The organism is Escherichia sp. MOD1-EC5950 (assembly GCF_002965345.1).
Lineage (GTDB): Bacteria > Pseudomonadota > Gammaproteobacteria > Enterobacterales > Enterobacteriaceae > Escherichia > Escherichia marmotae.
On record NZ_PTSR01000003.1, the window covers coordinates 77992 to 101875 of the forward strand.

At 50.7% G+C, this 23884-nt stretch carries 24 protein-coding genes; 10 read left to right on the plus strand and 14 right to left on the minus strand.

Annotation, left to right across the window (positions count from 1 at the left end):
• Positions 1–329: 329 nt before the first annotated feature.
• From BEA93_RS04955 to dhaK, 4 genes are all read right to left on the minus strand, one after another.
• Complete coding sequence (locus tag BEA93_RS04955; RefSeq protein ID WP_000804567.1) at positions 330–2027, minus strand: alpha,alpha-trehalase; 1698 nt, start codon at positions 2025–2027, stop codon at positions 330–332.
• A gap of 133 nt (positions 2028–2160) precedes the next feature.
• Positions 2161–3579 (minus strand): dihydroxyacetone kinase phosphoryl donor subunit DhaM, encoded by a 1419-nt coding sequence (gene dhaM / locus BEA93_RS04960; RefSeq protein WP_001516535.1) that lies wholly within the window; start codon positions 3577–3579, stop codon positions 2161–2163.
• A gap of 10 nt (positions 3580–3589) precedes the next feature.
• The gene (dhaL, locus tag BEA93_RS04965) at positions 3590–4222 is read right to left on the minus strand and encodes a dihydroxyacetone kinase subunit DhaL (protein WP_001516534.1); all 633 of its coding nucleotides are present in this window, start codon (positions 4220–4222) and stop codon (positions 3590–3592) included.
• A 10-nt stretch (positions 4223–4232) separates the two neighbouring features.
• On the minus strand, positions 4233–5303 hold the full coding sequence (dhaK, locus tag BEA93_RS04970) for a dihydroxyacetone kinase subunit DhaK (RefSeq protein WP_000733746.1): 1071 nt from the start codon (positions 5301–5303) through the stop codon (positions 4233–4235).
• A gap of 226 nt (positions 5304–5529) precedes the next feature.
• Here dhaK and dhaR point away from each other — a divergent pair, with 226 nt between their 5' ends.
• Positions 5530–7449: a dihydroxyacetone kinase operon transcriptional regulator DhaR gene (gene dhaR, locus BEA93_RS04975; RefSeq protein WP_001516533.1), complete on the plus strand. Its 1920-nt coding sequence runs from the start codon at positions 5530–5532 to the stop codon at positions 7447–7449.
• 37 nt (positions 7450–7486) lie between these two features.
• Here dhaR and BEA93_RS04980 read toward each other — a convergent pair whose 3' ends face one another.
• From BEA93_RS04980 to pth, 3 genes are all read right to left on the minus strand, one after another.
• Positions 7487–7669 (minus strand): hypothetical protein, encoded by a 183-nt coding sequence (locus BEA93_RS04980; RefSeq protein ID WP_016248797.1) that lies wholly within the window; start codon positions 7667–7669, stop codon positions 7487–7489.
• A gap of 189 nt (positions 7670–7858) precedes the next feature.
• Entirely contained in the window at positions 7859–8950 is a 1092-nt protein-coding gene (gene ychF, locus BEA93_RS04985; RefSeq protein ID WP_064528709.1) for a redox-regulated ATPase YchF, read from the minus strand.
• Positions 8951–9066: 116 nt separating this feature from the next.
• Positions 9067–9651, minus strand: coding sequence for an aminoacyl-tRNA hydrolase (gene pth / locus BEA93_RS04990; protein WP_000152932.1), 585 nt, complete (start codon positions 9649–9651; stop codon positions 9067–9069).
• Between the two features lie 277 nt (positions 9652–9928).
• On the opposite strand from pth, the gene ychH reads away from it, so the two are divergent.
• A complete protein-coding gene (ychH, locus tag BEA93_RS04995; RefSeq protein ID WP_000823885.1) occupies positions 9929–10207 on the plus strand; it encodes a stress-induced protein YchH in 279 nt (92 codons plus the stop codon).
• A 59-nt stretch (positions 10208–10266) separates the two neighbouring features.
• On the opposite strand, the gene dauA is transcribed toward ychH, so the two are convergent.
• The 4 genes from dauA to lolB form a co-directional block, all read right to left on the minus strand.
• A complete protein-coding gene (gene dauA, locus BEA93_RS05000; protein WP_001033338.1) occupies positions 10267–11946 on the minus strand; it encodes a C4-dicarboxylic acid transporter DauA in 1680 nt (559 codons plus the stop codon).
• 124 nt (positions 11947–12070) lie between these two features.
• On the minus strand, positions 12071–13018 hold the full coding sequence (gene prs / locus BEA93_RS05010; RefSeq protein WP_001516529.1) for a ribose-phosphate diphosphokinase: 948 nt from the start codon (positions 13016–13018) through the stop codon (positions 12071–12073).
• Between the two features lie 150 nt (positions 13019–13168).
• Positions 13169–14020 carry a 4-(cytidine 5'-diphospho)-2-C-methyl-D-erythritol kinase gene (gene ispE / locus BEA93_RS05020; protein WP_001516528.1) on the minus strand — a complete coding sequence of 284 codons (852 nt, stop codon included), beginning with the start codon at positions 14018–14020 and terminating at the stop codon, positions 13169–13171.
• Positions 14020–14643, minus strand: a complete 624-nt coding sequence (lolB, locus tag BEA93_RS05025; protein WP_001130692.1) for a lipoprotein insertase outer membrane protein LolB — start codon at positions 14641–14643, stop codon at positions 14020–14022. Before lolB ends, ispE begins: the two co-directional genes overlap by 1 nt.
• 213 nt (positions 14644–14856) lie before the next feature.
• Between lolB and hemA the strand changes: the two genes are divergently transcribed.
• From hemA to kdsA, 6 genes are read left to right on the plus strand one after another with little or no spacing between them, the layout of a single operon-like run.
• Positions 14857–16113, plus strand: a complete 1257-nt coding sequence (hemA, locus tag BEA93_RS05030) for a glutamyl-tRNA reductase (protein WP_105224434.1) — start codon at positions 14857–14859, stop codon at positions 16111–16113.
• A gap of 41 nt (positions 16114–16154) precedes the next feature.
• Positions 16155–17237, plus strand: a complete 1083-nt coding sequence (prfA, locus tag BEA93_RS05035; RefSeq protein ID WP_000804714.1) for a peptide chain release factor 1 — start codon at positions 16155–16157, stop codon at positions 17235–17237.
• Positions 17237–18070 carry a peptide chain release factor N(5)-glutamine methyltransferase gene (prmC, locus tag BEA93_RS05040; RefSeq protein ID WP_038354497.1) on the plus strand — a complete coding sequence of 278 codons (834 nt, stop codon included), beginning with the start codon at positions 17237–17239 and terminating at the stop codon, positions 18068–18070. The genes prfA and prmC overlap by 1 nt, the downstream gene beginning before the upstream one ends.
• The gene (gene sirB2 / locus BEA93_RS05045) at positions 18067–18459 is read left to right on the plus strand and encodes an invasion regulator SirB2 (RefSeq protein WP_000200357.1); all 393 of its coding nucleotides are present in this window, start codon (positions 18067–18069) and stop codon (positions 18457–18459) included. The genes prmC and sirB2 overlap by 4 nt, the downstream gene beginning before the upstream one ends.
• Positions 18460–18462: 3 nt before the next feature.
• Complete coding sequence (sirB1, locus tag BEA93_RS05050; protein ID WP_001257034.1) at positions 18463–19272, plus strand: invasion regulator SirB1; 810 nt, start codon at positions 18463–18465, stop codon at positions 19270–19272.
• A gap of 35 nt (positions 19273–19307) precedes the next feature.
• Positions 19308–20162, plus strand: coding sequence for a 3-deoxy-8-phosphooctulonate synthase (gene kdsA / locus BEA93_RS05055; RefSeq protein ID WP_000811071.1), 855 nt, complete (start codon positions 19308–19310; stop codon positions 20160–20162).
• A gap of 179 nt (positions 20163–20341) precedes the next feature.
• Here kdsA and BEA93_RS05060 read toward each other — a convergent pair whose 3' ends face one another.
• Positions 20342–20449 carry a type I toxin-antitoxin system toxin Ldr family protein gene (locus BEA93_RS05060; protein ID WP_105224435.1) on the minus strand — a complete coding sequence of 36 codons (108 nt, stop codon included), beginning with the start codon at positions 20447–20449 and terminating at the stop codon, positions 20342–20344.
• Between the two features lie 408 nt (positions 20450–20857).
• Positions 20858–21958, minus strand: a complete 1101-nt coding sequence (chaA, locus tag BEA93_RS05065) for a sodium-potassium/proton antiporter ChaA (protein WP_001516524.1) — start codon at positions 21956–21958, stop codon at positions 20858–20860.
• A gap of 268 nt (positions 21959–22226) precedes the next feature.
• Here chaA and chaB point away from each other — a divergent pair, with 268 nt between their 5' ends.
• Positions 22227–22457 carry a putative cation transport regulator ChaB gene (chaB, locus tag BEA93_RS05070; protein ID WP_001146437.1) on the plus strand — a complete coding sequence of 77 codons (231 nt, stop codon included), beginning with the start codon at positions 22227–22229 and terminating at the stop codon, positions 22455–22457.
• Between the two features lie 157 nt (positions 22458–22614).
• Positions 22615–23310: a glutathione-specific gamma-glutamylcyclotransferase gene (chaC, locus tag BEA93_RS05075; RefSeq protein ID WP_016248767.1), complete on the plus strand. Its 696-nt coding sequence runs from the start codon at positions 22615–22617 to the stop codon at positions 23308–23310.
• A 43-nt stretch (positions 23311–23353) separates the two neighbouring features.
• Here the strand turns inward: chaC and ychN are convergent, their stop codons facing one another.
• Positions 23354–23707: a DsrE/F sulfur relay family protein YchN gene (gene ychN, locus BEA93_RS05080; protein ID WP_001169672.1), complete on the minus strand. Its 354-nt coding sequence runs from the start codon at positions 23705–23707 to the stop codon at positions 23354–23356.
• Between the last annotated feature and the right edge of the window lie 177 nt (positions 23708–23884).

Below are 23884 nucleotides of genomic sequence, written 5' to 3' on the forward strand. Positions count from 1 at the left end.
TCCTGACAATCAAAACCGCTATATATTTACATATATATCGATAAAAATCATGTTTGATATCAAGATTTATTTAAAGAAACAGATTGGTCTGCTTATTTGCTAAACAGCATTTTGTTTAACAAGAAAAATTATCAGGGAGAATGGGAGACAGACAAAAATATAAATAGAATCGTAATGATTAATAAATTGATAATGCAAGATTTAACGCTTGCTCTGATATAAGGCGGCTAAGGTATAGAACGTATAATGAGCGATTTTTGATATTTCATGGAAAAAATGGGCAATGCCAATTTAATGTGCGGAATGACATTGCCCGATATACAGTAAATTTAAGGCGTAGGTTCCGCCTCTTTTTGTTTAACCGGCGGTGTTGTTGATTTACTGAGTGGGCGACTTGCCGGAACGTTGTCACACGGTTGCGCTTTCGGGCAGATCAAATCCAGCATTTTCAGCGTCACGCCGTTGGTCCAGCCAAAGCCATCCTGCAACGGATATTCGCCACCGCCGCCACCTGTTCCGGTGGTGCTGACATCATATTTTTCGACCAGCTTTTTCTCCCGGTCATAAGTGTGTTGAACATTGGTCAGGAAATTCCAGCTAATATCCATCGCCACCTCATTTTGCCCGTAGTTTTGCAATCCTTCGGTAGCAACCCATTGCAACGGTGCCCAGCCATTTGGCGCATCCCATTGCTGTCCACTTCTCACCGAGGTGGTGTTCAGTCCGCCAGGTTGCAGCAGATGCGTTCTGGTCGCCGTTGCCATTTTGCTGGCACGATCTTTCGCCGCAGCGTTGACATACAGCGGGAACAGGGCGGCGGCAGTTAACTGATTGCGTACTTTATGGCTCTTCAGATCGTAATCGGCATACCAGCCTTGCTGGTCGTTCCACAGGTATTTTTCGATCCCTTGCTGACGGGCATTGGCTAATGTTTCATATTGACTGGCCATCGCGTTATCCCCGGCGGCTTTACTGGCGCTGGCGAGAATTTTTTCCATTTTATACATCAGACTATTAAGATCGACCGGCACAATGCTGGTGGTGCGCAAGGTATTTAACTGCTGTGGATTATCCATCCAGCGCGAGCTGAAATCCCAGCCAGATGCGGCGGCGGAACGCAGGTCGCGATAGATTTCCGTAGCGGGGCGACCGGGATTGCTTTTGGCTGTGGCGATATCTTCCACCCACGATTCCGGACGCGGTGTATCGCGGTCGTCCCAGTAGCGGTTAAGGATAGTGCCATCCTTGAGCTTTACAACGCGTTTTTCCTGTTGCCCGGCTTGCAGGTTTTCAACGCCGTCCATCCAGTAAGCATATTCTTTTTGCAGTTGCGGCAGATACTGTTTCAACGCTGCATCGCCTTCATGTTGTGCCAGTAACTCCACCATCAGGGCAAAGAAGGGTGGTTGTGAACGGCTCAAATAATAGCTGCGATTACCGTTTGGAATATGTCCGTAAGTGTCTATTTCATAGCCAAAATTCGCCACCATATCCGCAACTTTATCCCAGTGACCGCTTTCAGCAAGCCCCAGCATAGTGAAGTAGCTGTCCCAGTAATATACTTCCCGGAAACGCCCCCCCGGCACGACATAGGGTTTCGGCAACGGCAGCAGAGAGTCCCATTTTTCGGTGCTTTCGGTTGTGCGGGTTAATACCGGCCAAAGCCCATCAATATGTTCACGTAGCGACTGTCCCTTTGGTGGGATGTGTTTCTCGCCTTCTTTTGGCAGGGAGAAATTGACTTTCACGAAGTGACGCAAATCAAACCCGCTCTGGTTCTGTTGCATCCGGTAATCAGCGAGGATCATCAGCGGATCGCTGTTTGGCACGGCGTCGGCAAAGGTTTTTTGATCCGGAAAAAGTTTGGCGTTTTGTACATCGTCAAACAACGGTCCCAACAAAATATCAGGCGATTGTGGTGTGACGGCAATTTCTTCCGCTTGTGCCGATAGCGCGGCAAAACACAAAAAAAGTGTGGTGGGAATTAACGCCATTCTTTGTGGATGACGAGGGACACGTGGTTTCATCAATCATTCTCCTTTGGCGATACCGAACAAAACGGTATTCAAGTATCAGAAAACCTTAGTTCAGGATCGCCGTAAGGACATGATTGAAATCTTATTCTGCGAACTGACAGACAAATCTGACGGAGAATCTAATTTAACTCTGATGCCTGAAGCGTTGTGCTTTTACATCCAGGGTTAATGTCTCTTCAGGTTGTAGCGCATACAGTTTCTCGCCCTGCTGACAAACCCAGCCAATGCCCAGTTCACGGGCAATTAAGGCGCTGTGGGATACCGGGCTTCCGGCGCTAAGACAGATGCCTTTAACGACAGTCGGGTCCAGTTGCAACATGGTGGAAGGGTAAATATTCTCCGCCAGTAAAATAGTCGGCGCGCTAAATTGCGGCAGTTCTTCTTTCGTCTGTGTCAGGTGGAGCAGGGTACGATGCAGAAGATCGTCTACATCAATATAGCGAGCTTGCAAATATTCATCATCAAGCTGCTGATATTGCTGGCTAAGTTCTTTAAGAACCTGCTGCCAGGCATATTCTGCTGTGCAGTGTTCATGCTGAAGGAGTTCGCTTGCCGCCGCCAGTAGCTCAGGATCGTCTAACAGAGTATGGTGGCCGGAAAAGATCGCGGCGATATCGTCGAGCCCGTTTGCCTCTGCCTTTGCCGATAAGGCCATCAAATCTAACAATGTGAAGTCAATCGCCTGGCGTAATCGTTCCTGTTCTTGTTCCGCTGTCAGGGTTGATTTCGCCTGCACTGTGCATAAAACCGGTTGATAATAGAAGGCTTTACCCGTGACAGGAGGGACTGGGCGCAGAGTCGGTGGCGCTATCTCTTCCGTTTCACCAAAGTTATCTTCAGCCAACTGGCGGAAAGCGGCCAGCGCCTCTTCAGCTTCAGGCCCTTTCACAATCAGGCGCAGAGTATCGTTATAGCGGACTTGTAACAGCGCAATCTGGTTAATACTTTCCGGCGTGACGCATTTACCGTTTTTCTCCAGCAACATGTCCGCATTAAATACCGATAAGGTATAGACCAGTCGGGAGGCCGGGCGCACGTGGAGGCCGTTACGGTTTTTAATCACCACCGCCAGAGAACGAGCCTCTTCATCGTGCGGAGGGCATATGTCAGAGATTTCACTGTCGGATGACGGTAAACCCAGTTGTTCGCGTTTGGCTTCCAGCGCATGCATTGCGTCATGGATAACCTGGTTGATATCCGCACCTGACGCCGCGCTGACCGTCGCAGCCAGCGTCCCTTCAACCAACGGTGCGGCGCACAACCGTACTTTTGCGGCGATCTCTGGCGCAAGCAATTCCAGTGCGGTTTCTGCACTCAATAACGCGCTCCCCATATCCATCATGACCAGCACATGGTCGGCATCGGCAACAGATTCGATGGCTTCCATCACTTTGACGGCATCGGTGCCGATGGGATTTTGTGGATCATCAATCCCCGCGGCAACGGCGATTTTACAACTATCGCTCATCAGCATCTGACGGGCTAATTCACCAACACCTTCTCCCAGTCGGGCGCTATGTGAAACTATGACCAGGTTTACCATCACCAATTCCTTACTCTTTCGCGGCTAAAGCCAGCATTTTCATCATAAACATCACGGAGGTCGCGCCAGGATCCTGGTGACCGATACTGCGTTCACCGAGGTAACTGGCACGGCCTTTGCGGGCTTGCATCGTAATCGTGCTTTGTGCAGCGGATTCAGCGACGCTGCTGGCAGCGTCGAGCGCCGCCGGAACAGAGAGATTTTGCTCGCAGGACTGACGTAACGACTCAACCACCGGCACCCAGACATCGCACATGGTCTTATCGCCGGGCTCGGCTTTTCCCCGGCTGATTACGCCATCCGCACCATCGCGGAACATCTGATAAAGCTCTTCCAGCGTCAGGCTTTGTCGTGCCTGAGTTACCTGTGCGGCGCGAATAAAAAACGTACCGAACAGCGGACCACTGGCACCGCCGACGCTGGAAAGCAACGTCATACCGGTATTTTTGAGGATGAAACCAATATCCTTGTCCTCGATGGCGGGTAGTTTCTCCACCACTTTGCTAAAGCCACGATTCATATTCAGCCCGTGGTCAGCGTCACCAATTTCACGGTCAAGGCTGGTGAGATAATCGCTCTCTTTGCTGAAAATTTCTCCACAGCGAGTGAGCCAGTTAACAATCTGTGTTCTGCTCAGTGACATCATCATCTCCTTATTTACCCCAGTTGAGTGCCGGGGTATGGACCGGGGCGTCCCATAGTGCCAGCATTTCGTCATCAACTTTCAGTAAGGTGATAGAAAAGCCGGACATATCCAGTGAGGTGCAGTACGCGCCAATTAAATTACGCTCGATAGTCAAACCCGCTTGCTGACAACGCGTGGTCAGGCGGTTATAGACGCCGTATAGCTCAGAAAGCGGTGTGGCACCAAGATTGTTGACCAGTGCAATCACCCGATCGCCAGACTGTAGCGGCTGTTTGGTTTGCGTCTGTTCCAGCCAGTTTCCTTGTTGATAATCCCAGAAGCGCAGCGTGCGATGATATGCGCCATTTTCCAGCAGGGTATCGAACATTTCATCGACGGTTTGATTAAGGGAAGAGAAGGGGCGACGGTCAATACCTGGTTCACCATGAATGCCAACGCCAAACTCCATCTCATTATCCGCCAACGTAAAAGACGGTTTGCCTGCGGCAGGAACGGTACAGGCACCGAGGGCGATACCAATTGAGTGACCCTGATTATTCAACTTACGCCCCAGTTCTGCACAGGCGTCCAGTGAGTCGCCACGTTCCGCCGCCGCACCCACCAGTTTTTCAATTAATACCGTGTTGGCAACGCCGCGCCGCCCGGCGGTGTAAAGACTGTCTTTCACCGCAACGTCGTCATCGACAACCACTGTGGTGACTTTTACGCCGCTGTCGTGCAGTAATTCTGTTGCTGTTTCGAAGTTAAGAATATCGCCGGTGTAATTTTTGATAATCAGCAGCACACCTTCGCCGCCATCAATTTGCATGGCGCATTCAAAGATTTTGTCTGGCGTCGGAGAGGTGAATATTTCGCCAGGACATGCCCCCGAGAGCATTCCCTGGCCGATATAACCGCAGTGCATCGGCTCGTGTCCGCTGCCGCCGCCCGACAGTAGAGCGACTTTTCCTGCAACGGGGGCATCAGCTCGGGTGACATACAGTGGGTCCTGATGCAGCGTCAGCGAAGGATGGGCTTTCGCCAGCCCTGCCAGTTGTTCGTTCAGTACGTCTTGCACATCATTGATCAATTTTTTCATTATTTTGCTCCAGCATTTACGGTAGGGCATGGATGATGTTCAACGATACGGCGACCACTGACTGCCGATGAATCCATTGTGCATCAGGCAAGGGAAAAGAAAATTAACCCAAATTGCGTTTCATAATGGAACATATGCTTTAATGAATGTTTCATATTGAAACTTGTATGTGTCTTAATACTAAAAATTGCGAGCCGGAACACCTTTTGTCATAAGTGAGCGGAATATGAATGGCGGTTTTAACGACGATAGCCGGGGGCTTTCTCCCTTAATTGCAGCCTCCTGGGAGCGATGCTGTAAGCTGATGAAACGGGAGTTATGGAGCAAACCGCACCAGGCACAGGGCGTAACATTTGCTTCTATTTGTCGGCGTAAAAAGGCGATGCTGACGCTCGGGCAAGCGGCGCTGGAAGATGCCTGGGAATATATGGCACCCCGAGAGTGCGCCCTGTTTATCCTTGATGAAACGGCCTGCATTCTTAGCCGTTATGGTGATCCGCAGACGTTGCGCCAGCTCAGTCTGCTGGGATTCAGCGACGGTACATATTGTGCTGAAGGGATCATTGGCACTTGTGCATTATCGTTAGCGGCTATCTCCGGTCAGGCTGTGAAAACGAAGGCCGATCAACATTTTAAGCAGATGCTTTGGGATTGGGCATTTTGTGCAACGCCACTGTTTGACAGCAAAGGGCGATTGACGGGGACGATAGCCCTGGCGTGTCCGGCTGAACAATCAACGGCAGCCGATTTGCCGTTGACGCTGGCAATTGCTCGCGAGGTGGGGAATTTACTGCTGACGGACAGTTTGCTTGCTGAAACTAATCGGCATTTAAATCAGCTTAACGCCCTGTTAGAAAGTATGGACGATGGGGTGATTAGCTGGGACGAGCAGGGTAATTTGCAATTTATCAATGCTCAGGCGGCGCGTGTTTTGCGTCTGGACGCGACGGCAAGTCAGGGCAAGGCGATCACTGAACTGTTAACGTTACCCGCCGTTTTGCAACAGGCAATAAAACAGGCGCATCCGCTCAAACATGTGGAAGCGACCTTTGAAAGCCAGCATCAGTTTATTGATGCGGTCATTACCCTTAAACCGATAATAGAAACGCAGGGAACCAGCTTTATTCTGTTGCTGCATCCGGTGGAACAGATGCGGCAATTGATGACCAGTCAATTAGGCAAAGTTAGTCATACATTTGCCCATATGCCGCAGGACGATCCGCAAACCCGCCGCTTGATTCATTTTGGCCGTCAGGCGGCGCGCAGCAGTTTTCCTGTTCTACTTTGTGGGGAAGAGGGCGTTGGTAAAGCCCTGTTAAGTCAGGCAATTCATAATGAAAGCGAGCGGGCAGCAGGGCCTTATATCGCCGTCAATTGCGAGTTATACGGTGATGCGACGCTGGCGGACGAGCTTATTGGCAGCGATCGCCCGGAGAACGAAAATGGTCGCCTGAGTCGGCTGGAACTGGCGCACGGCGGCACATTGTTTCTTGAAAAAATTGAATATCTGGCAGTGGAGTTACAGTCTGCTTTATTACAGGTTATCAAGCAGGGGGTTATCACGCGGCTGGATGCGCGGCGTTTAATACCGATTGATGTCAAAGTCATTGCTACAACGACCGCGGATCTGGCAATGCTGGTGGAACAAAATCGCTTTAGTCGGCAACTTTATTACGCGCTGCATGCGTTTGAAATTACTATCCCGCCGCTGCGTATGCGGCGCGGCAGTATTCCGGCGTTGGTGAATAACAAGCTGCGCAATCTCGAAAAACGTTTCTCAACCCGCCTGAAAATTGATGACGATGCGCTTGCCCGCCTGGTTTCTTGTGCATGGCCCGGCAATGATTTTGAACTGTACAGCGTCATCGAGAACCTTGCCCTGAGCAGCGATAACGGGCGAATTCGCATCAGTGATTTGCCTGAACATCTGTTTACCGAACAGGCGACAGATGATGTCAGCGCCACACGTCTTTCAACCAGTCTGTCATTTGCGGAAGTCGAAAAAGAGGCAATTATTAATGCAGCTCAGGTTACGGGCGGACGTATTCAGGAAATGTCTGCATTACTGGGGATTGGTCGCACTACGCTGTGGCGAAAAATGAAGCAACATGGCATTGATGCGAGTCAGTTCAAACGCCGTGGATAGTGGGAGAGTATGTACTCTCCCGTCTATGACTTACTAATTAATAGCGACTATGACCAGGACTGCCATGATTTGGCCCACCATTTGAGGGGGGCATTGGCTTACCGGAGGCCGCAGGGCCACGAGGGCCATCGCTGTGGCGGTGATGATGGTGAGGAACACAAGCACTTAACAGGCTGGCGAAGACAATTGCTAACAGGCTGAAGGTAAATGTTTTTTTCATGACAAACTCTTGAACGGTTAATGCACTGTGATTGTTATCACATAAAAGCCATATTGTTAATATTGCCAGGAGTCTGATTATGAATTTCGGTAACTCAGAATTGGAAGTAGCAGCGTAGCAGGTAAAAAAAAGCCATTATGTGCAACTCACATAATGGCTCATTATTAACCGCTCGGGTATTACGCGGAATTAGACGTTGAACAGGAAGTTCATCACATCGCCATCTTTAACGATGTAATCTTTACCTTCTGCACGCATTTTGCCCGCTTCTTTCGCGCCTTGTTCACCTTTGTAAGTGATGAAATCTTCAAACGAGATGGTTTGTGCACGGATAAAGCCTTTTTCAAAATCGGTGTGGATTTTGCCAGCAGCCTGCGGAGCCGTTGCACCAACCGGAATGGTCCATGCGCGCACTTCTTTCACCCCAGCGGTGAAGTAAGTTTGCAGATTCAGCAGTTTATAACCAGCACGGATCACACGGTTCAGACCCGGCTCTTCCAGTCCCAGTTCCTGCATAAACTCGTCACGTTCTTCGTCGTCCAGTTCGGCAATGTCTGCTTCAACAGCAGCACAAACCGGAACCACGATAGAGCCTTCTTTCGCCGCAATCTCACGCACCTGGTCAAGATACGGGTTGTTTTCAAAACCGTCTTCGTTGACGTTGGCGATGTACATCGTCGGTTTCAGAGTCAGGAAGCTCAGGTAACGAATAGCCGCTTTCTCTTCTGCGCTTAAATCCAGCGCGCGCAGCATACCTGCGTTTTCTAGCTGTGGCAGACATTTTTCCAGAACCGCCAGTTCGGCTTTCGCGTCTTTATCGCCACCTTTGGCCTTCTTCTGTACGCGATGAATTGCACGTTCACAGGTGTCGAGATCCGCCAGTGCCAGTTCGGTATTGATAACTTCAATATCGTCCGCCGGGTTAACTTTGCCGGAAACGTGGATGATATTGTCATTTTCAAAGCAACGAACAACGTGGCCGATCGCTTCGGTTTCACGGATGTTGGTCAGGAACTGGTTACCCAGACCTTCACCTTTCGACGCGCCTTTTACCAGACCGGCGATATCGACAAATTCCATGGTGGTGGGAAGCGTGCGCTGCGGTTTTACGATTTCAGCCAGTTGATCCAGGCGTGGATCGGGCATTGGTACGACGCCGGTGTTCGGCTCGATGGTGCAGAATGGAAAGTTGGCCGCTTCAATACCGGCTTTGGTCAGCGCGTTGAACAGGGTAGATTTCCCGACGTTGGGCAAACCGACGATACCGCATTTGAATCCCATGATTTAAATCACCTTAATATCTTAATAATCAACCTGTTATCGTAAACAGATTGTAGAAATGGAAATAACTTTGCCTATTATACACGGCACTCGGCAAAAATGCCGCAGACAACGACTTATTGCGCTTTAAAGGCGTGCAATCGGTTCGTTGCTTTGGTCAGGCCATCTGTAAACCACATTTCAGTACAACGTGCCGCTTCGTCGATGGCGTCATCAATTAACTTCTGTTCACTAACAGGTGGTTTGCCTAACACAAAGCCGACAACTTTGTTTTTATCGCCCGGATGACCAATTCCGATGCGTAAACGGTGAAAGTTAGGGTTATTACCTAATTTACTGATGATGTCTTTCAGTCCATTGTGACCACCGTGGCCACCGCCCAATTTAAATTTGGCGACGCCAGGAGGCAGATCCAGTTCGTCGTGGGCGACCAGAATTTCATCCGGGTTAATGCGGAAAAAACTGGCCATCGCTGCGACTGCTTTGCCGCTGAGATTCATAAATGTAGTCGGGACTAACAGGCGGACATCTTCTCCTCCGAGAGTCACTCGTGAGGTATAACCGAAGAATTTAGCTTCTTCCCGTAGAGGGGCGCGTAAACGCTCCGCCAGTAAGTCAACGAACCAGGCACCAGCATTATGTCGCGTTGCTGCATATTCAGCGCCGGGGTTCGCCAGGCCGACAATCAATTTAATCGTCACGTTTTTTTGTCCTGAGTGAGTACATAACTGGCGCGTAGTTTACTGGTTGCGGCCCCGCTTGACAAAAAACAGCGCCTTATATGCTGACAACACAATAATTGCCTCTACAGACTATTAGAAAGTCAGGGTGTTCAGATGGTTATTTGTAAAGTTTTGTTGAAATAAAGGGGGTAATTGTGATCACACCCGCACATAAGCCACAGGGTGTTGTCTATACTTTACACATAAGGATGAGGGGTATTCCCTGTTACAACCCAGAAAGTTCCGGAGGTGACATATGAAACGCAAAAACGCTTCGTTACTCGGTAACGTGCTCATGGGGTTGGGTCTGGTGGTGATGGTGGTTGGCGTGGGGTATTCAATCCTCAACCAGTTACCACAGTTTAATATGCCCCAGTATTTCGCACATGGTGCAGTGCTGAGTATTTTCGTCGGTGCCATTCTCTGGCTGGCGGGTGCCCGTGTTGGTGGGCATGAACAGGTGTGCGACCGTTACTGGTGGGTTCGCCACTATGACAAACGTTGCCGCCGTAGCGATAATCGTCGTCATAGCTAATGTATAATGCAGTTTACTGACCAGTCAGTTTGCGCTGACTGGTCAATTTAATGCCTTTCTTACAGATCAGCCATCGCTGCGCTGCGATTCGGGAAGAACGCCAGGCGTCCCGGAATCGGTTGAATACCGGATCGAGCCATTGTGCGCAGAGGCTGAAATTCCACGTTACACACGCGCAGTTCACACCCTTCAGGCAGTCGCTTCACAAAACGCTGGAACGCATCAAGACCACCGGCATCAAGCACCGGAACGGCATCCCACTTCAGAATAACAATTCGTTTTCCTTCCAGACGTGATTCCAGTTCAGTGAACAGACCTTCAGCCGCAGCGAAAAACAGCGGGCCGATAACACGCAGAACCAGTACATCGTCAGGCACGTCTACTGCTACCGGAGCCAGGCGAGTCATACGGGCGATACGGCGCATAAACAGCAGCGATGCCAGCACGATCCCTACGCTGATGGCAATAACCATATCAAACAGCACGGTCAGTGACATGCACAGCAGCATGACGATGATGTCATCCTTCGGCGCATGACGCAGCAAATCGACCACTTTATGCGCTTCACTCATGTTCCACGCCACCATCAGCAGCAGGGCAGCCATGGCGGAAAGCGGCAGCCAGGAAAGCAGCGGTGCCAGTACCAGCAGGGCAAGAATAACCAGAATAGAGTGAATTACCGCCGAGATGGGGGAAGTCGCCCCGGCACGGACGTTAGCGGCAGAACGCGCGATCGCGGCTGTAGCGGTAATACCGCCAAAGAATGGGGCAATGATATTCCCCAGCCCCTGGCCGACCAGCTCACTATTCGCTTTGTGTTTCGTCCCGGTCATACCATCCAGTACCACAGCGCAGAGCAGAGATTCAATCGCCCCGAGCATTGCCATTGAGAATGCTGCAGGCAGAAGAGTGCGAATGGAGTCCCAGCTTAGCGTGAATTCTGAATTGGGCAGATCCCACGGTAGCACCAACTGCGGCAGCAGTTGCGGGATACCGTTACCCTGGGAGCCATCGGCCAGAACGTAGTGGAATTGCGAGCCGATGGTAGCAACATGCCCGCCGAGCAGGTTAACAATTCCCATCACCGCACAACCGGCCAGCAATGCTGGAAGGTGACCAGGTAAACGGATGCCCAGGCGCGGCCAGAAAATCAGGATCCCAAGCGTAACAATACCAATTGCGGCATCACCCACGTTAATCGTCGGCAGCGCCATAAATAATGCGCCAACTTTTTGCAGATAATGTTCCGGGACATGAGCCATTTGCAGACCGAGAAAATCTTTAATCTGCATCGTACCGATGGTGATCCCGATACCCGAGGTGAAGCCTAAGGTAACGGAAACCGGAATATACTCAATCAGGCGGCCAAAGCGTGCCAGCCCCATCAGGATCAAAAAGATCCCAGACAACAATGTCGCAACCAGCAGGCCTGCCAGTCCAAACTGTTGCGAAACAGGATAGAGAATTACCACAAATGCCGCAGTCGGACCGGAGACGCTAAAGCGCGACCCACCCGTCAGAGCAATGACAATCCCTGCAACAGCAGCGGTGTATAAACCGTACTGTGGAGCTACGCCACTGCCAATTGCTAACGCCATCGCCAGCGGAATAGCAATAATCCCGACGGTAATCCCGGCAATCAGGTCACGGGTAAACCGTGCGGCAGTGTATTTTTCTTTCCAGCAAGCGTCGATCAGAGCGCGGAAAGGCATCACATGTGAGGAGAATATTTTGTTCACAATAATGTTTCATCCGTGAGCGCATCATCTGTCAACTAAATGGCAGGTGAAGGAGGCATAGGTCATACAAATGGATATTACAGACAAAAAAACCCGCCGCAGCGGGTCTTTGAGCCGGGTTCGATTAATGTTCGAACATAGCAGAGATCGATTCTTCGTTGCTGATACGACGAATCGCTTCGGCCAGCATACCTGACAGGGTCAGAGTACGCACGTTCGGCAGTAATTTGATTTCATCGCTCAGCGGAATAGTATCGCAGACAACGACTTCATCAATTACAGAGTTACGCAGGTTGTTCGCCGCGTTGCCAGAGAAGATCGGGTGAGTCGCATACGCAAATACACGTTTAGCACCACGTTCTTTCAGCGCTTCAGCAGCTTTACACAGCGTACCGCCAGTGTCGATCATGTCATCGACCAGTACGCAGTCACGACCTGCAACGTCACCGATGATATGCATCACCTGGGAAACGTTCGCACGTGGGCGACGTTTATCGATGATTGCCATATCGGTATCGTTCAACAGCTTAGCGATAGCGCGGGCACGCACAACGCCGCCGATGTCCGGAGAAACCACAATCGGGTTATCCAGATTCAGCTGCAGCATGTCTTCCAGCAGGATCGGGCTACCAAATACGTTATCAACCGGAACGTCGAAGAAACCCTGAATCTGTTCAGCGTGCAGATCCACTGTCAGCACACGGTCAACACCGACGCTGGAGAGGAAGTCTGCAACCACTTTCGCAGTGATTGGTACACGAGCGGAACGGACGCGACGGTCCTGGCGCGCATAGCCAAAGTAGGGGATAACAGCGGTGATACGACCTGCGGAAGCACGACGCAGGGCATCAACCATAACGACTAATTCCATCAGGTTGTCGTTAGTAGGGGCACAAGTGGACTGGATGATGAAAATATCACCACCGCGTACATTTTCGTTGATTTGTACGCTGACTTCGCCGTCGCTAAAGCGACCTACAGCGGCGTCGCCGAGTGAAGTGTACAGGCGGTTGGCAATACGTTGTGCTAGTTCCGGGGTGGCGTTACCAGCAAAAAGCTTCATATCAGGCACGAGAAGAACCTCAGGCATGCGTCCATTGGTGGAAAGAATCTGCCGAAAACTGTGCGGGCCAGGCAATATTCTTTCCAAGCGGTGTATTAAAGAGCGCGATGCAACGTCTGGAACAAGGTGACGTTGTCACCGAAACTCAGCTTGCCCGGCTTAAAGCATGGCTCTGTGCAATGGGGAAAGGTTGACGCCTTTCGCCACAAAGCCATTGAGCCATTCCGGGGCTTGCTCTAGCACCTGGCGGGCTTCAGACTCTGTATCAAATTCAGCAAAGACACAGGCCCCTGTCCCAGTCAGGCGCGACGGGGCGTATTCTAACAGCCAGGAAAGCACCGCATCAACCTCGCGAAAACGTTTTCTTGCGATAACCTCGCAATCATTGCTAAATTCACATTTTAGCAACGTTTCTATTGACCTTTTCGGCGTGTTGCGCGGGAGTTCGGGATCTTTAAAAATTACCGGTGTCGGAATACTCACACCAGGGTGCGCTACCAGATACCATTTTTCTGGCGGATCCACCGGTGTTAATATTTCGCCAACGCCTTCGGCAAAAGCAGCATGACCACGCACAAAGACAGGCACATCAGCGCCCAGCGTCAGCCCCATTTTCGCCAGCTCCTCGATGCTGAGTCCACATTGCCAGAGATGATTTAACGCCACCAGAACAGTCGCGGCATTGGATGAACCGCCGCCCAGACCACCGCCCATCGGCAAACGCTTGTCAATACTGATATCTGCACCGCTTCCCGCCGGAAGACGCCCGCTGGCGGCTGCTGTTTTCATCAGCAAGCGTGCCGCGCGAACAATCAGGTTATCTTCGTTTTCCACGCCTTCAACGGGCGTTAACAGGCGAATTTCCCCATCGTCACGAAGTTCAATGTTGATGGTGTCGCCGTAATCAAGAAACTGAAACAGCGTTTGCAACGTGTGGTAGCCGTCCGCACGCTGACCGGTAATGTATAAAAACAGATTAAGTTTTGCCGGAGAAGGCCACTGAGTCCGCATTATTTCACTATCCAGTTATCCATTTTTAACTTGATGCGCTGACCGCCGTCGGTGAGCTCCATATTGGCAGGCATCGCTGGTTGCGTTTTAGTGTCATAACCACCGTATACCACTTTCCAGTTTTTGCCGTTCTGGCTGTAGGTGATTTCACTCAGGCGATATTGATCGTCCAGTTTGTAGTCGGTCGCGTCTCCCGGCAAACCTAAAATCCACTGACGCAGACTATTGAGCGGTATTGGCATCCCGGTCAATTTGCCTATCATCTCTTCGGCATCATCAGCGGTGTACCGCTGGCCTTTGTTATCCACTAACTGCACGTTACCTGGTTGCGCATTCAGCTCCAGCTCGGTGCTGCCCAATGGGTTAGTCAGCAGCAGACGGTAACGATCCTGACCGGTTTGCTGCCAGAAAAAGCGGGCGTAGACTTTCTGTTGATCGGAAATATAAGCAAACGCACCGCGAGTCTGATACTGATTAAGATTACGAACGTCTTGCTGATGCTGACGCCACTGTGGTGAATCCGGGCTTTTGCCTGGACCTTTGGGCGTGGTAACGGAACAGGCAGTGAGCACGAGGGCTGCCAGCGGTAGCAGGCGGATAAGACGAAAATCGGGCAGGGGCATAATGATGACAAGTCCTTGAGATACGTTGCAGTTATAACCCTTAATGCTAGCGTTACCGTCCGCTATCGTCTATGTTCAAGTTGTCTTAATTGCCAGAATCTAACGGGTTTCGGCAATTACTCCAAAAGGGGGCGCTCTCTTTTATTGATCCCGCGCATCCTGTATGATGCGAGCAGACTAACCATATCAACGTTGGTATTATTTCCCGCAGACATGACCCTTTTTGCACTCGGTATCAACCATAAAACGGCACCTGTATCGCTGCGAGAACGTGTATCGTTTTCGCCGGATAAGCTCGATCAGGCGCTGGACAGCCTGCTCGCGCAGCCGATGGTGCAGGGCGGCGTGGTGCTGTCGACGTGTAACCGCACAGAACTTTATCTTAGCGTTGAAGAACAGGATAACCTGCAAGAGGCGCTTATTCGCTGGTTGTGCGATTACCATAATCTTAATGAAGAAGATCTGCGTAATAGCCTCTACTGGCATCAAGATAACGATGCGGTTAGCCACTTAATGCGTGTCGCCAGTGGTCTGGATTCACTGGTTCTGGGCGAGCCGCAAATTCTCGGCCAGGTGAAAAAAGCGTTTGCCGATTCGCAAAAAGGCCATATGAAGGCGAGCGAACTGGAGCGCATGTTCCAGAAATCTTTTTCTGTAGCGAAACGCGTTCGTACCGAAACAGATATTGGTGCCAGTGCCGTGTCTGTCGCTTTTGCGGCTTGTACACTGGCGCGACAGATCTTTGAATCACTCTCTACGGTGACGGTATTACTGGTGGGGGCGGGCGAAACTATTGAGCTGGTGGCACGTCATCTGCGCGAACATAAAGTGCAGAAGATGATTATCGCCAACCGTACTCGCGAACGAGCACAAATTTTGGCAGATGAAGTTGGCGCGGAAGTGATTGCATTGAGCGACATCGATGAACGTCTGCGTGAAGCCGATATCATCATTAGTTCTACCGCCAGCCCATTGCCGATCATCGGTAAAGGCATGGTGGAGCGTGCATTAAAAAGCCGTCGCAATCAACCGATGCTGCTGGTGGATATTGCCGTTCCGCGCGATGTCGAGCCGGAAGTCGGCAAACTGGCGAACGCCTACCTTTACAGCGTTGATGATCTGCAAAGCATCATTTCGCACAATCTGGCACAGCGTAAAGCTGCCGCCGTGGAGGCGGAAACCATCGTCGCTCAGGAAGCCAGCGAATTTATGGCGTGGCTGCGTGCACAAAGCGCCAGTGAAACCATTCGCGATTATCGCAGTCAGGCAGAGCAGGTTCGCGATGAGTTAACCGCCAAAGCGTTAGCGGCTCTTGAACAAGGCGGCGACGCGCAAGCCATTATGCAGGATCTGGCATGGAAACTGACTAACCGCCTGATCCATGCGCCAACGAAATCACTCCAACAGGCCGCCCGTGACGGGGATAACGAACGCCTGAATATTCTGCGCGACAGCCTCGGGCTGGAGTAGCAGTACATCATTTTCTTTTTTTACAGGGTGCATTTACGCCTATGAAGCCTTCTATCGTTGCCAAACTGGAAGCCCTGCATGAACGCCATGAAGAAGTTCAGGCATTGCTGGGTGATGCGCAAACCATCGCTGACCAGGATCGTTTTCGCGCATTATCTCGTGAATATGCGCAGTTAAGTGATGTTTCGCGCTGTTTCACCGACTGGCAACAAGTGCAGGAAGATATCGAAACCGCACAGATGATGCTCGACGATCCAGAAATGCGTGAGATGGCGCAGGATGAACTGCGCGAAGCGAAAGAGAAAAGCGAGCAACTGGAACAACAACTTCAGGTTCTTTTGCTGCCAAAAGATCCTGATGACGAACGCAACGCCTTCCTCGAAGTGCGCGCCGGAACCGGCGGCGATGAAGCCGCGTTGTTTGCTGGCGATCTGTTCCGCATGTACAGCCGCTACGCGGAAACCCGTCGCTGGCGTGTGGAAATCATGAGCGCCAGTGAGGGTGAACATGGTGGTTATAAAGAGATCATTGCTAAAATCAGCGGCGATGGTGTGTATGGTCGGTTGAAATTTGAATCCGGTGGTCATCGCGTGCAGCGTGTCCCTGCCACGGAATCGCAGGGGCGGATCCATACTTCTGCTTGTACCGTTGCTGTAATGCCGGAACTGCCAGAAGCGGAACTGCCAGATATCAACCCGGCGGATTTGCGCATTGATACTTTCCGCTCTTCAGGAGCGGGAGGTCAGCACGTTAACACCACCGATTCGGCAATCCGTATTACCCACTTGCCGACCGGCATCGTTGTTGAATGTCAGGATGAACGTTCACAGCATAAAAACAAAGCGAAGGCGCTTTCAGTGCTCGGTGCTCGCATCCATGCGGCGGAAATGGCAAAACGCCAGCAGGCGGAAGCCTCGACCCGCCGTAACCTGCTGGGGAGTGGCGATCGCAGCGACCGTAACCGTACCTATAACTTCCCACAGGGGCGCGTCACCGATCACCGTATCAACCTGACGCTCTACCGTCTGGATGAAGTGATGGAAGGTAAGCTGGATATGCTGATTGAACCGATTATTCAGGAACATCAGGCTGACCAACTTGCGGCGTTGTCCGAGCAAGAATAATGGAATATCAACAATGGTTGCGCGAAGCAATAAACCAACTTCAGGCGAGTGAAAGCCCGCGGCGCGATGCTGAAATTTTGTTGGAACATGTTACCGGCAAGGGACGCACTTACATTCTCGCCTTTGGTGAAACGCACCTGACTGACGAGCAACGAGAGCAACTCGACGCGCTGCTGGCGCGTCGTCGCGCCGGTGAACCCGTTGCTCATTTAACCGGTGTGCGTGAATTCTGGTCGTTGCCGTTGTTTGTTTCGCCAGCGACTTTGATTCCTCGTCCGGACACCGAATGTCTGGTAGAACAGGCGCTGACACGCTTGCCTGAACGGCCTTGTCGCATTCTCGATCTTGGTACTGGCACCGGGGCGATAGCCCTGGCATTGGCCAGTGAACGCCCGGATTGTGATGTTACGGCGGTTGACCGAATGCCTGATGCAGTTGCCCTTGCAAAGCGCAATGCACAGCATCTGGCGATTAAAAATATCCATATCCTGCAAAGCGACTGGTTTAGTGCACTTGACGAGCAGCAGTTTGCGATGATTGTTAGCAATCCACCGTATATCGACGAGCAGGATCCACATCTTCAACAAGGCGATGTCCGCTTTGAGCCGTTGTCGGCGCTGGTTGCGGCAGACAGCGGTATGGCTGATATCGTTCACATCATCGAACAGTCGCGTAATGCACTTGCATCCGGCGGATTTCTGCTTCTGGAACATGGCTGGCAGCAGGGTGAAGTGGTGCGGCAGGCATTTATGCAGGCGGGTTATCGTGATGTCGAAACCTGTCGTGACTACGGTGATAACGAGCGCGTGACGCTTGGTCGCTATTATCGATGACAAGTTTCAACACGCTGCTTTGCGTTCATCTCATCAGTATCGTGCTTTCTGTCGGCTTTTTAGCCCTGCGTTTTTGGTTACGCTACCAGGAGCATTCACTGGCATTTGCTCGCTGGACGCGAGTATTGCCGCCAGTTATTGATACAGTGTTATTGTTCAGCGGCGTTGCGCTGATGGCTAAAGCGCACATCCTGCCATTTTCCGGGCAGGCACAATGGCTGACTGAAAAGCTGTTTGGAGTTATCATTTATATCGTTTTGGGTTTTATTGCTCTCGATTACCGTCGGGTGCACAGTCAGCAGGTGCGCATTATTACCTTCCCGCTGGCGCTGGTGGTGCTGTACATCATCATTAAACTCGCCACCACAAAAGTACCGTTACTGGGGTAAGTCATGAGATCGTTAGCTGATTTCGAATTTAATAAAGCGCCGCTGTGCGAAGGCATGATCCTGGCTTGCGAAGCAATCCGCCGCGATTTTCCCTCGCAAGATGTATACGACGAACTGGAGCGTCTCGTTAGTCTGGCGAAGGAAGAAATTAACCAGCTTCTACCTTTAGAAGAGCAGTTGGAAAAATTGATCGCGCTGTTTTACGGCGAATGGGGGTTTAAAGCCTCACGCGGTGTTTATCGCCTCTCCGATGCTTTATGGCTTGACCATGTGTTGAAGAACAGGCAGGGCAGTGCGGTATCGTTAGGTGCCATTTTGTTGTGGGTCGCTAATCGTCTCGATTTGCCGCTACTGCCGGTGATTTTCCCGACGCAGCTTATTTTGCGCATTGAATGTTCGGATGGCGAAATTTGGCTGATTAACCCTTTTAACGGCGAATCGTTAAGCGAACATATGCTGGATATATGGTTAAAGGGAAATATCAGCCCATCTGCGGAACTGTTTTATGAAGACCTGGATGAAGCAGATAACATTGAGGTTATCCGCAAGCTGTTGGATACGCTGAAAGCATCACTGATGGAAGAAAACCAGATGGAACTTGCATTACGCACCAGCGAAGCCTTATTACAGTTCAACCCGGAAGATCCGTATGAAATTCGCGATCGCGGGTTGATTTATGCGCAACTGGATTGCGAACACGTTGCGTTGAATGATTTAAGTTATTTCGTTGAACAGTGTCCGGAAGACCCGATCAGCGAAATGATCCGTGCGCAAATTAATAACATCGCGCATAAACATATTGTGCTGCATTAATTAATCGACATTTTACTTAAGATTAAGGCGATCCTATGAAACAAAAAGTGGTTAGCATTGGCGACATCAACGTAGCAAATGACCTGCCGTTCGTGCTGTTTGGCGGTATGAACGTGCTGGAATCCCGCGATCTGGCGATGCGCATTTGCGAGCACTACGTAACCGTGACCCAGAAATTGGGTATCCCTTACGTGTTCAAAGCCTCTTTTGACAAAGCCAACCGCTCCTCCATCCACTCTTATCGTGGGCCGGGCCTGGAAGAAGGGATGAAAATCTTCCAGGAGCTGAAGCAAACTTTTGGCGTAAAAATTATCACCGACGTTCACGAGCCAAGCCAGGCACAGCCTGTTGCTGATGTTGTGGATGTGATTCAGCTACCGGCGTTTCTTGCTCGCCAGACCGATCTGGTGGAAGCCATGGCGAAAACTGGTGCGGTAATTAACGTCAAGAAACCGCAGTTTGTCAGCCCAGGCCAGATGGGTAACATCGTTGATAAATTCAAAGAAGGCGGCAACGAAAAAGTTATTCTTTGCGATCGTGGCGCTAACTTCGGTTATGACAACCTGGTTGTCGATATGCTGGGCTTCAGCGTAATGAAGAAAGTGTCTGGCAACTCGCCGGTAATTTTCGACGTTACCCACGCACTGCAATGCCGCGATCCGTTTGGTGCAGCTTCCGGTGGTCGTCGTGCCCAGGTGGCCGAACTGGCACGTGCCGGTATGGCAGTAGGTCTGGCTGGTTTGTTTATTGAAGCGCATCCGGATCCGGAACATGCGAAATGCGATGGTCCATCCGCGCTGCCGCTGGCGAAACTGGAACCATTCCTCAAGCAGATGAAAGCAATTGATGAGCTGGTTAAAGGTTTCGAAGAACTCGATACCAGCAAGTAATCTTTTTGCTTAAAAACAAAAGCCTTAGCGTTTTGGCTGCACCCCAAAAGTTGGACACCCAACTGATTAAGGTGCAGTTTTTTATGGCCAAAGGATACAAAAAAGGCCGCAGGTTGTTACTCCTGCGGCCGGTTTCGGGCGCATATTGCCATCACGGCAGCCTGACACCCGTCTTCACCTTATTTCCGGTTACGCCACCAGCCGAGAATCGCTGCGGTGATAATTCCCGCAAGGATCGGTGCTGCCAGGTCGTGCCAGAAAGTTATGGCAAACTGCGCGAGCGTCATATAGCCGCCTTTTTGTTGTAATGACAACGTTTTGCGGCTATTCTTGAAGTGTCTGGTTTCAAGATTAGCCCCCGTTCTGTTGTCAGGTTTGACCTCTCAACGTGCGGGGGTTTTCTCTTTCCAGCAACCAATGCCGCCAGGGATAAAGCCCCCACAACATTGCGCCTCACCGGATAACTCCGGCTTGGCGTGGATACTACACTTCAAATCTTCTTTACTTCACCCCTGAAACGTTCGTAATGAAGAGTACATTCCGGATTTTCACCAACTGTTGCAGTGATTTCGTGCAAGCGGTGGCGCAGGCTCGCAGTTCTGATTAATGAATTACTCAGGAAGGTCAAAAGAGATGAAACACGGAGGGGTTTTTCTTATCTCCCCCGATCTCTGTCATCAGGGGAGATATCAATGTCAGGCAAATATCGTCATCAAATAGGCGGCAAACAGAGCCAGATGCGCTGCGCCGTTGAGGACGTTAGTACGCCCGGTGGAGAATGAGATATGACACAGTACTAAAGAGGCCACCATCACCACCATCTCCGGTGCACCAAGAGCAAACTGCAATTCGTTGCCCGTCAGAAAGGCGATCAGCGTTACGACAGGTACGGTCAGTGAAATTGTCGCTAATACCGAACCAAAGAACAGATTCATCGCACGCTGGACCTGGTTGTTTAATACGGCTTTTAACGCCCCTAAACCTTCCGGCGAAAGAATCAACAGTGCCACCAGGAAACCGGTAAAGGCCACCGGGGCATTCATGCTGGTGAGGAGCGTTTCCAGTGGGCTGGCGTTCATTTTGGTGACTGCAATCACCGCTATCAGATGGATAATCAACCAGACAGCATGCCACAGACTGCTATGGGCAGACGGTTTGCCGTGGTGCGGATCGTCATCATCGCTGTCATCCTCGTGCTCATAGACAAACAGACTCTGGTGCGTTTTGGTCTGAATCAGCAAAAATACGCCGTACATTGCCGCGGAAATTAATGCCACCAGTAACGCCTGACCGGTTGAGAAATTCGCCGCAGGCAGAGCCATCGGGAATACCAGCACAATAATTGCCAGCGGAAACAGGGCGATCAAATACTGTTTAATACCAAACAGATTCATATATTGGGTGGCAAATTTGCGTCCGCCCAACAGTAATGAAAAACCAACCAGCCCACCGGTAACAATCATAATGATTGAATAGAGCGTATCTCGCATTAACGTCGGCGCGGCATCGCCGGTCGCCATTAAGGCTGAGATCAGACTGACTTCAAGAATAACCACTGAAAGGCTAAGAATAAGAGAACCATAAGGTTCACCCAGGCGATGCGCTAATACGTCAGCATGACGGACAACACTAAAGGCACTGCTTAAAATACCAATAAGCGCAAGAAGGTTGATGGCAATGACCACTGGTAGTGTCTGAGCGCTTCCCCACAGGAACAGCACCACCAGCGCCAGAACCGGGAAAATAAGCGAGGTCTCCTTGTGGCGGGTTTTTACCGCCTCGTGAGCATTTGTCATTATGGTTATCCCTTTGCAGATGAATTTGTCGGAAATGTAATAAATCGGTGGAAAAAATAACAGAAAGTGTCTGGATATCGGTAACATTTTACGAAATTTTACCCCGCTGCCGCTTTTTTACTCTTTGGGGGATAAAAATAATCAACGCGTTTAGCCAATGTTTGTATTAGCGTCTCTTAAGAAGATTCTAACGTGGGAATTCTTATACGCTGGCAAGCGTGGGTATTGTTGACCACACTTAAAGTTCACCTTTAAAAAGGAGTCAATAATGCCGTATAAAACAAAAAGCGATCTGCCAGAAAATGTAAAACACGTTCTACCGTCTCATGCCCAGGATATCTATAAAGAGGCATTCAACAGCGCCTGGGATCAATATAAAGATAAAGAAGATCGGCGTGATGACGCCAGTCGTGAAGAGACAGCGCATAAAGTGGCCTGGTCCGCAGTGAAACATGAATATGCCAAAGGGGATGATGATAAATGGCATAAAAAAGAGTAATTCCCGGAGATGAACTAAAGCTATTCGTGCGGCGTCGCCTTGCAAGTGGTCTGAGAAATGCATATTGTCCCGAGAGTGGTTTCAAAATGAGCAGTAAAAATGTCCGGAAGACACCAATAAGTTGTCGCAAGGAAGTATGCAGTGGCGGAGGTATAAGGTGATAACGCGTGATTTCTTAATGAATGCCGATTGTAAAACGGCATTTGGTGCCATTGAAGAATCACTCTTATGGTCAGCAGAACAACGGGCGGCCTCGCTGGCGGCGACGCTGGCTTGCCGTCCTGATAACGGACCGGTGTGGATCTTCGGCTATGGGTCGCTGATGTGGAATCCGGCGCTGGAGTTTATCGAGTCGTGTACCGGTACGCTGGTTGGGTGGCACCGGGCGTTTTGCCTGCGTCTGACCGCGGGGCGCGGGACAGTGCACCAGCCGGGACGGATGCTTGCCCTGAAAGAGGGCGGTCGCACCACAGGGGTGGCGTATCGCTTACCGGAAGGGTCGCTCGAGCAGGAACTGACTTTGCTGTGGAAGCGGGAGATGATTACTGGCTGTTATCTGCCAACCTGGTGCCAGCTTGATCTTGATGACGGGCGCACAGTAAACGCACTGGTATTTATTATGGATCCACGGCATCCAGAATATGAATCCGACACTCGTGCTCAGGTCATCGCGCCGTTGATTGCGGCAGCGAGCGGTCCGCTGGGAACCAACGCACAATACCTGTTTTCACTGGAACAAGAGCTTATCAAGCTGGGGATGCAGGATGACGGGTTAAATGATTTGCTAGTGTCGGTGAAAAAACTGCTGGCGGATAATTTTCCGGATGGTGTGTTACGGCCAGGATTTGCCTGATGAAACATCTGTCATAGTGGGGCGTCGGACGCCCCGCCAGACATTAAAATGTGAGCACTTTATCGGCTGCCAGCGTCCATTGCGCCAGTTCGACCAGAGTGCCAATTTCAACCCCGTCAATCAGCGGAAGTGGGCTGATGCCGCGACCATCGGTGCAGGTCTTGCACAGTTTCACGGGTACATTTTGCGCCGTGAGGATCTCCAGCATTTGCTGAATATTGTAGCCTTCCCCTGGTTTTTGTCCGCGCAATCCGGCAGTGACCGCATCAGACATCAGAAACAGACGCAGATCCAGGTCGCTCTTCTGCTCTCGTAGCGCAATGGCCAGCCGCAGGCTGTTAAATAAGGATTCACTCCCGTAGGGGGCTCCATTGGCAACGATCACGATTTTTTGCATTATTCACTCCTGTATTCAGAGAATTAGACTTTCTATTTATATCTTACTGTTTTTGTGCTGTCTGACCAATTTGCCGCATTTTTAGGATTTTCCATAAAGCGTGAGAAAGTACGAGAAAAGTTACCAGTAATCGTTATTCTATAAAGTAATGAGTGTTCATTTTTATCGGAAACTACT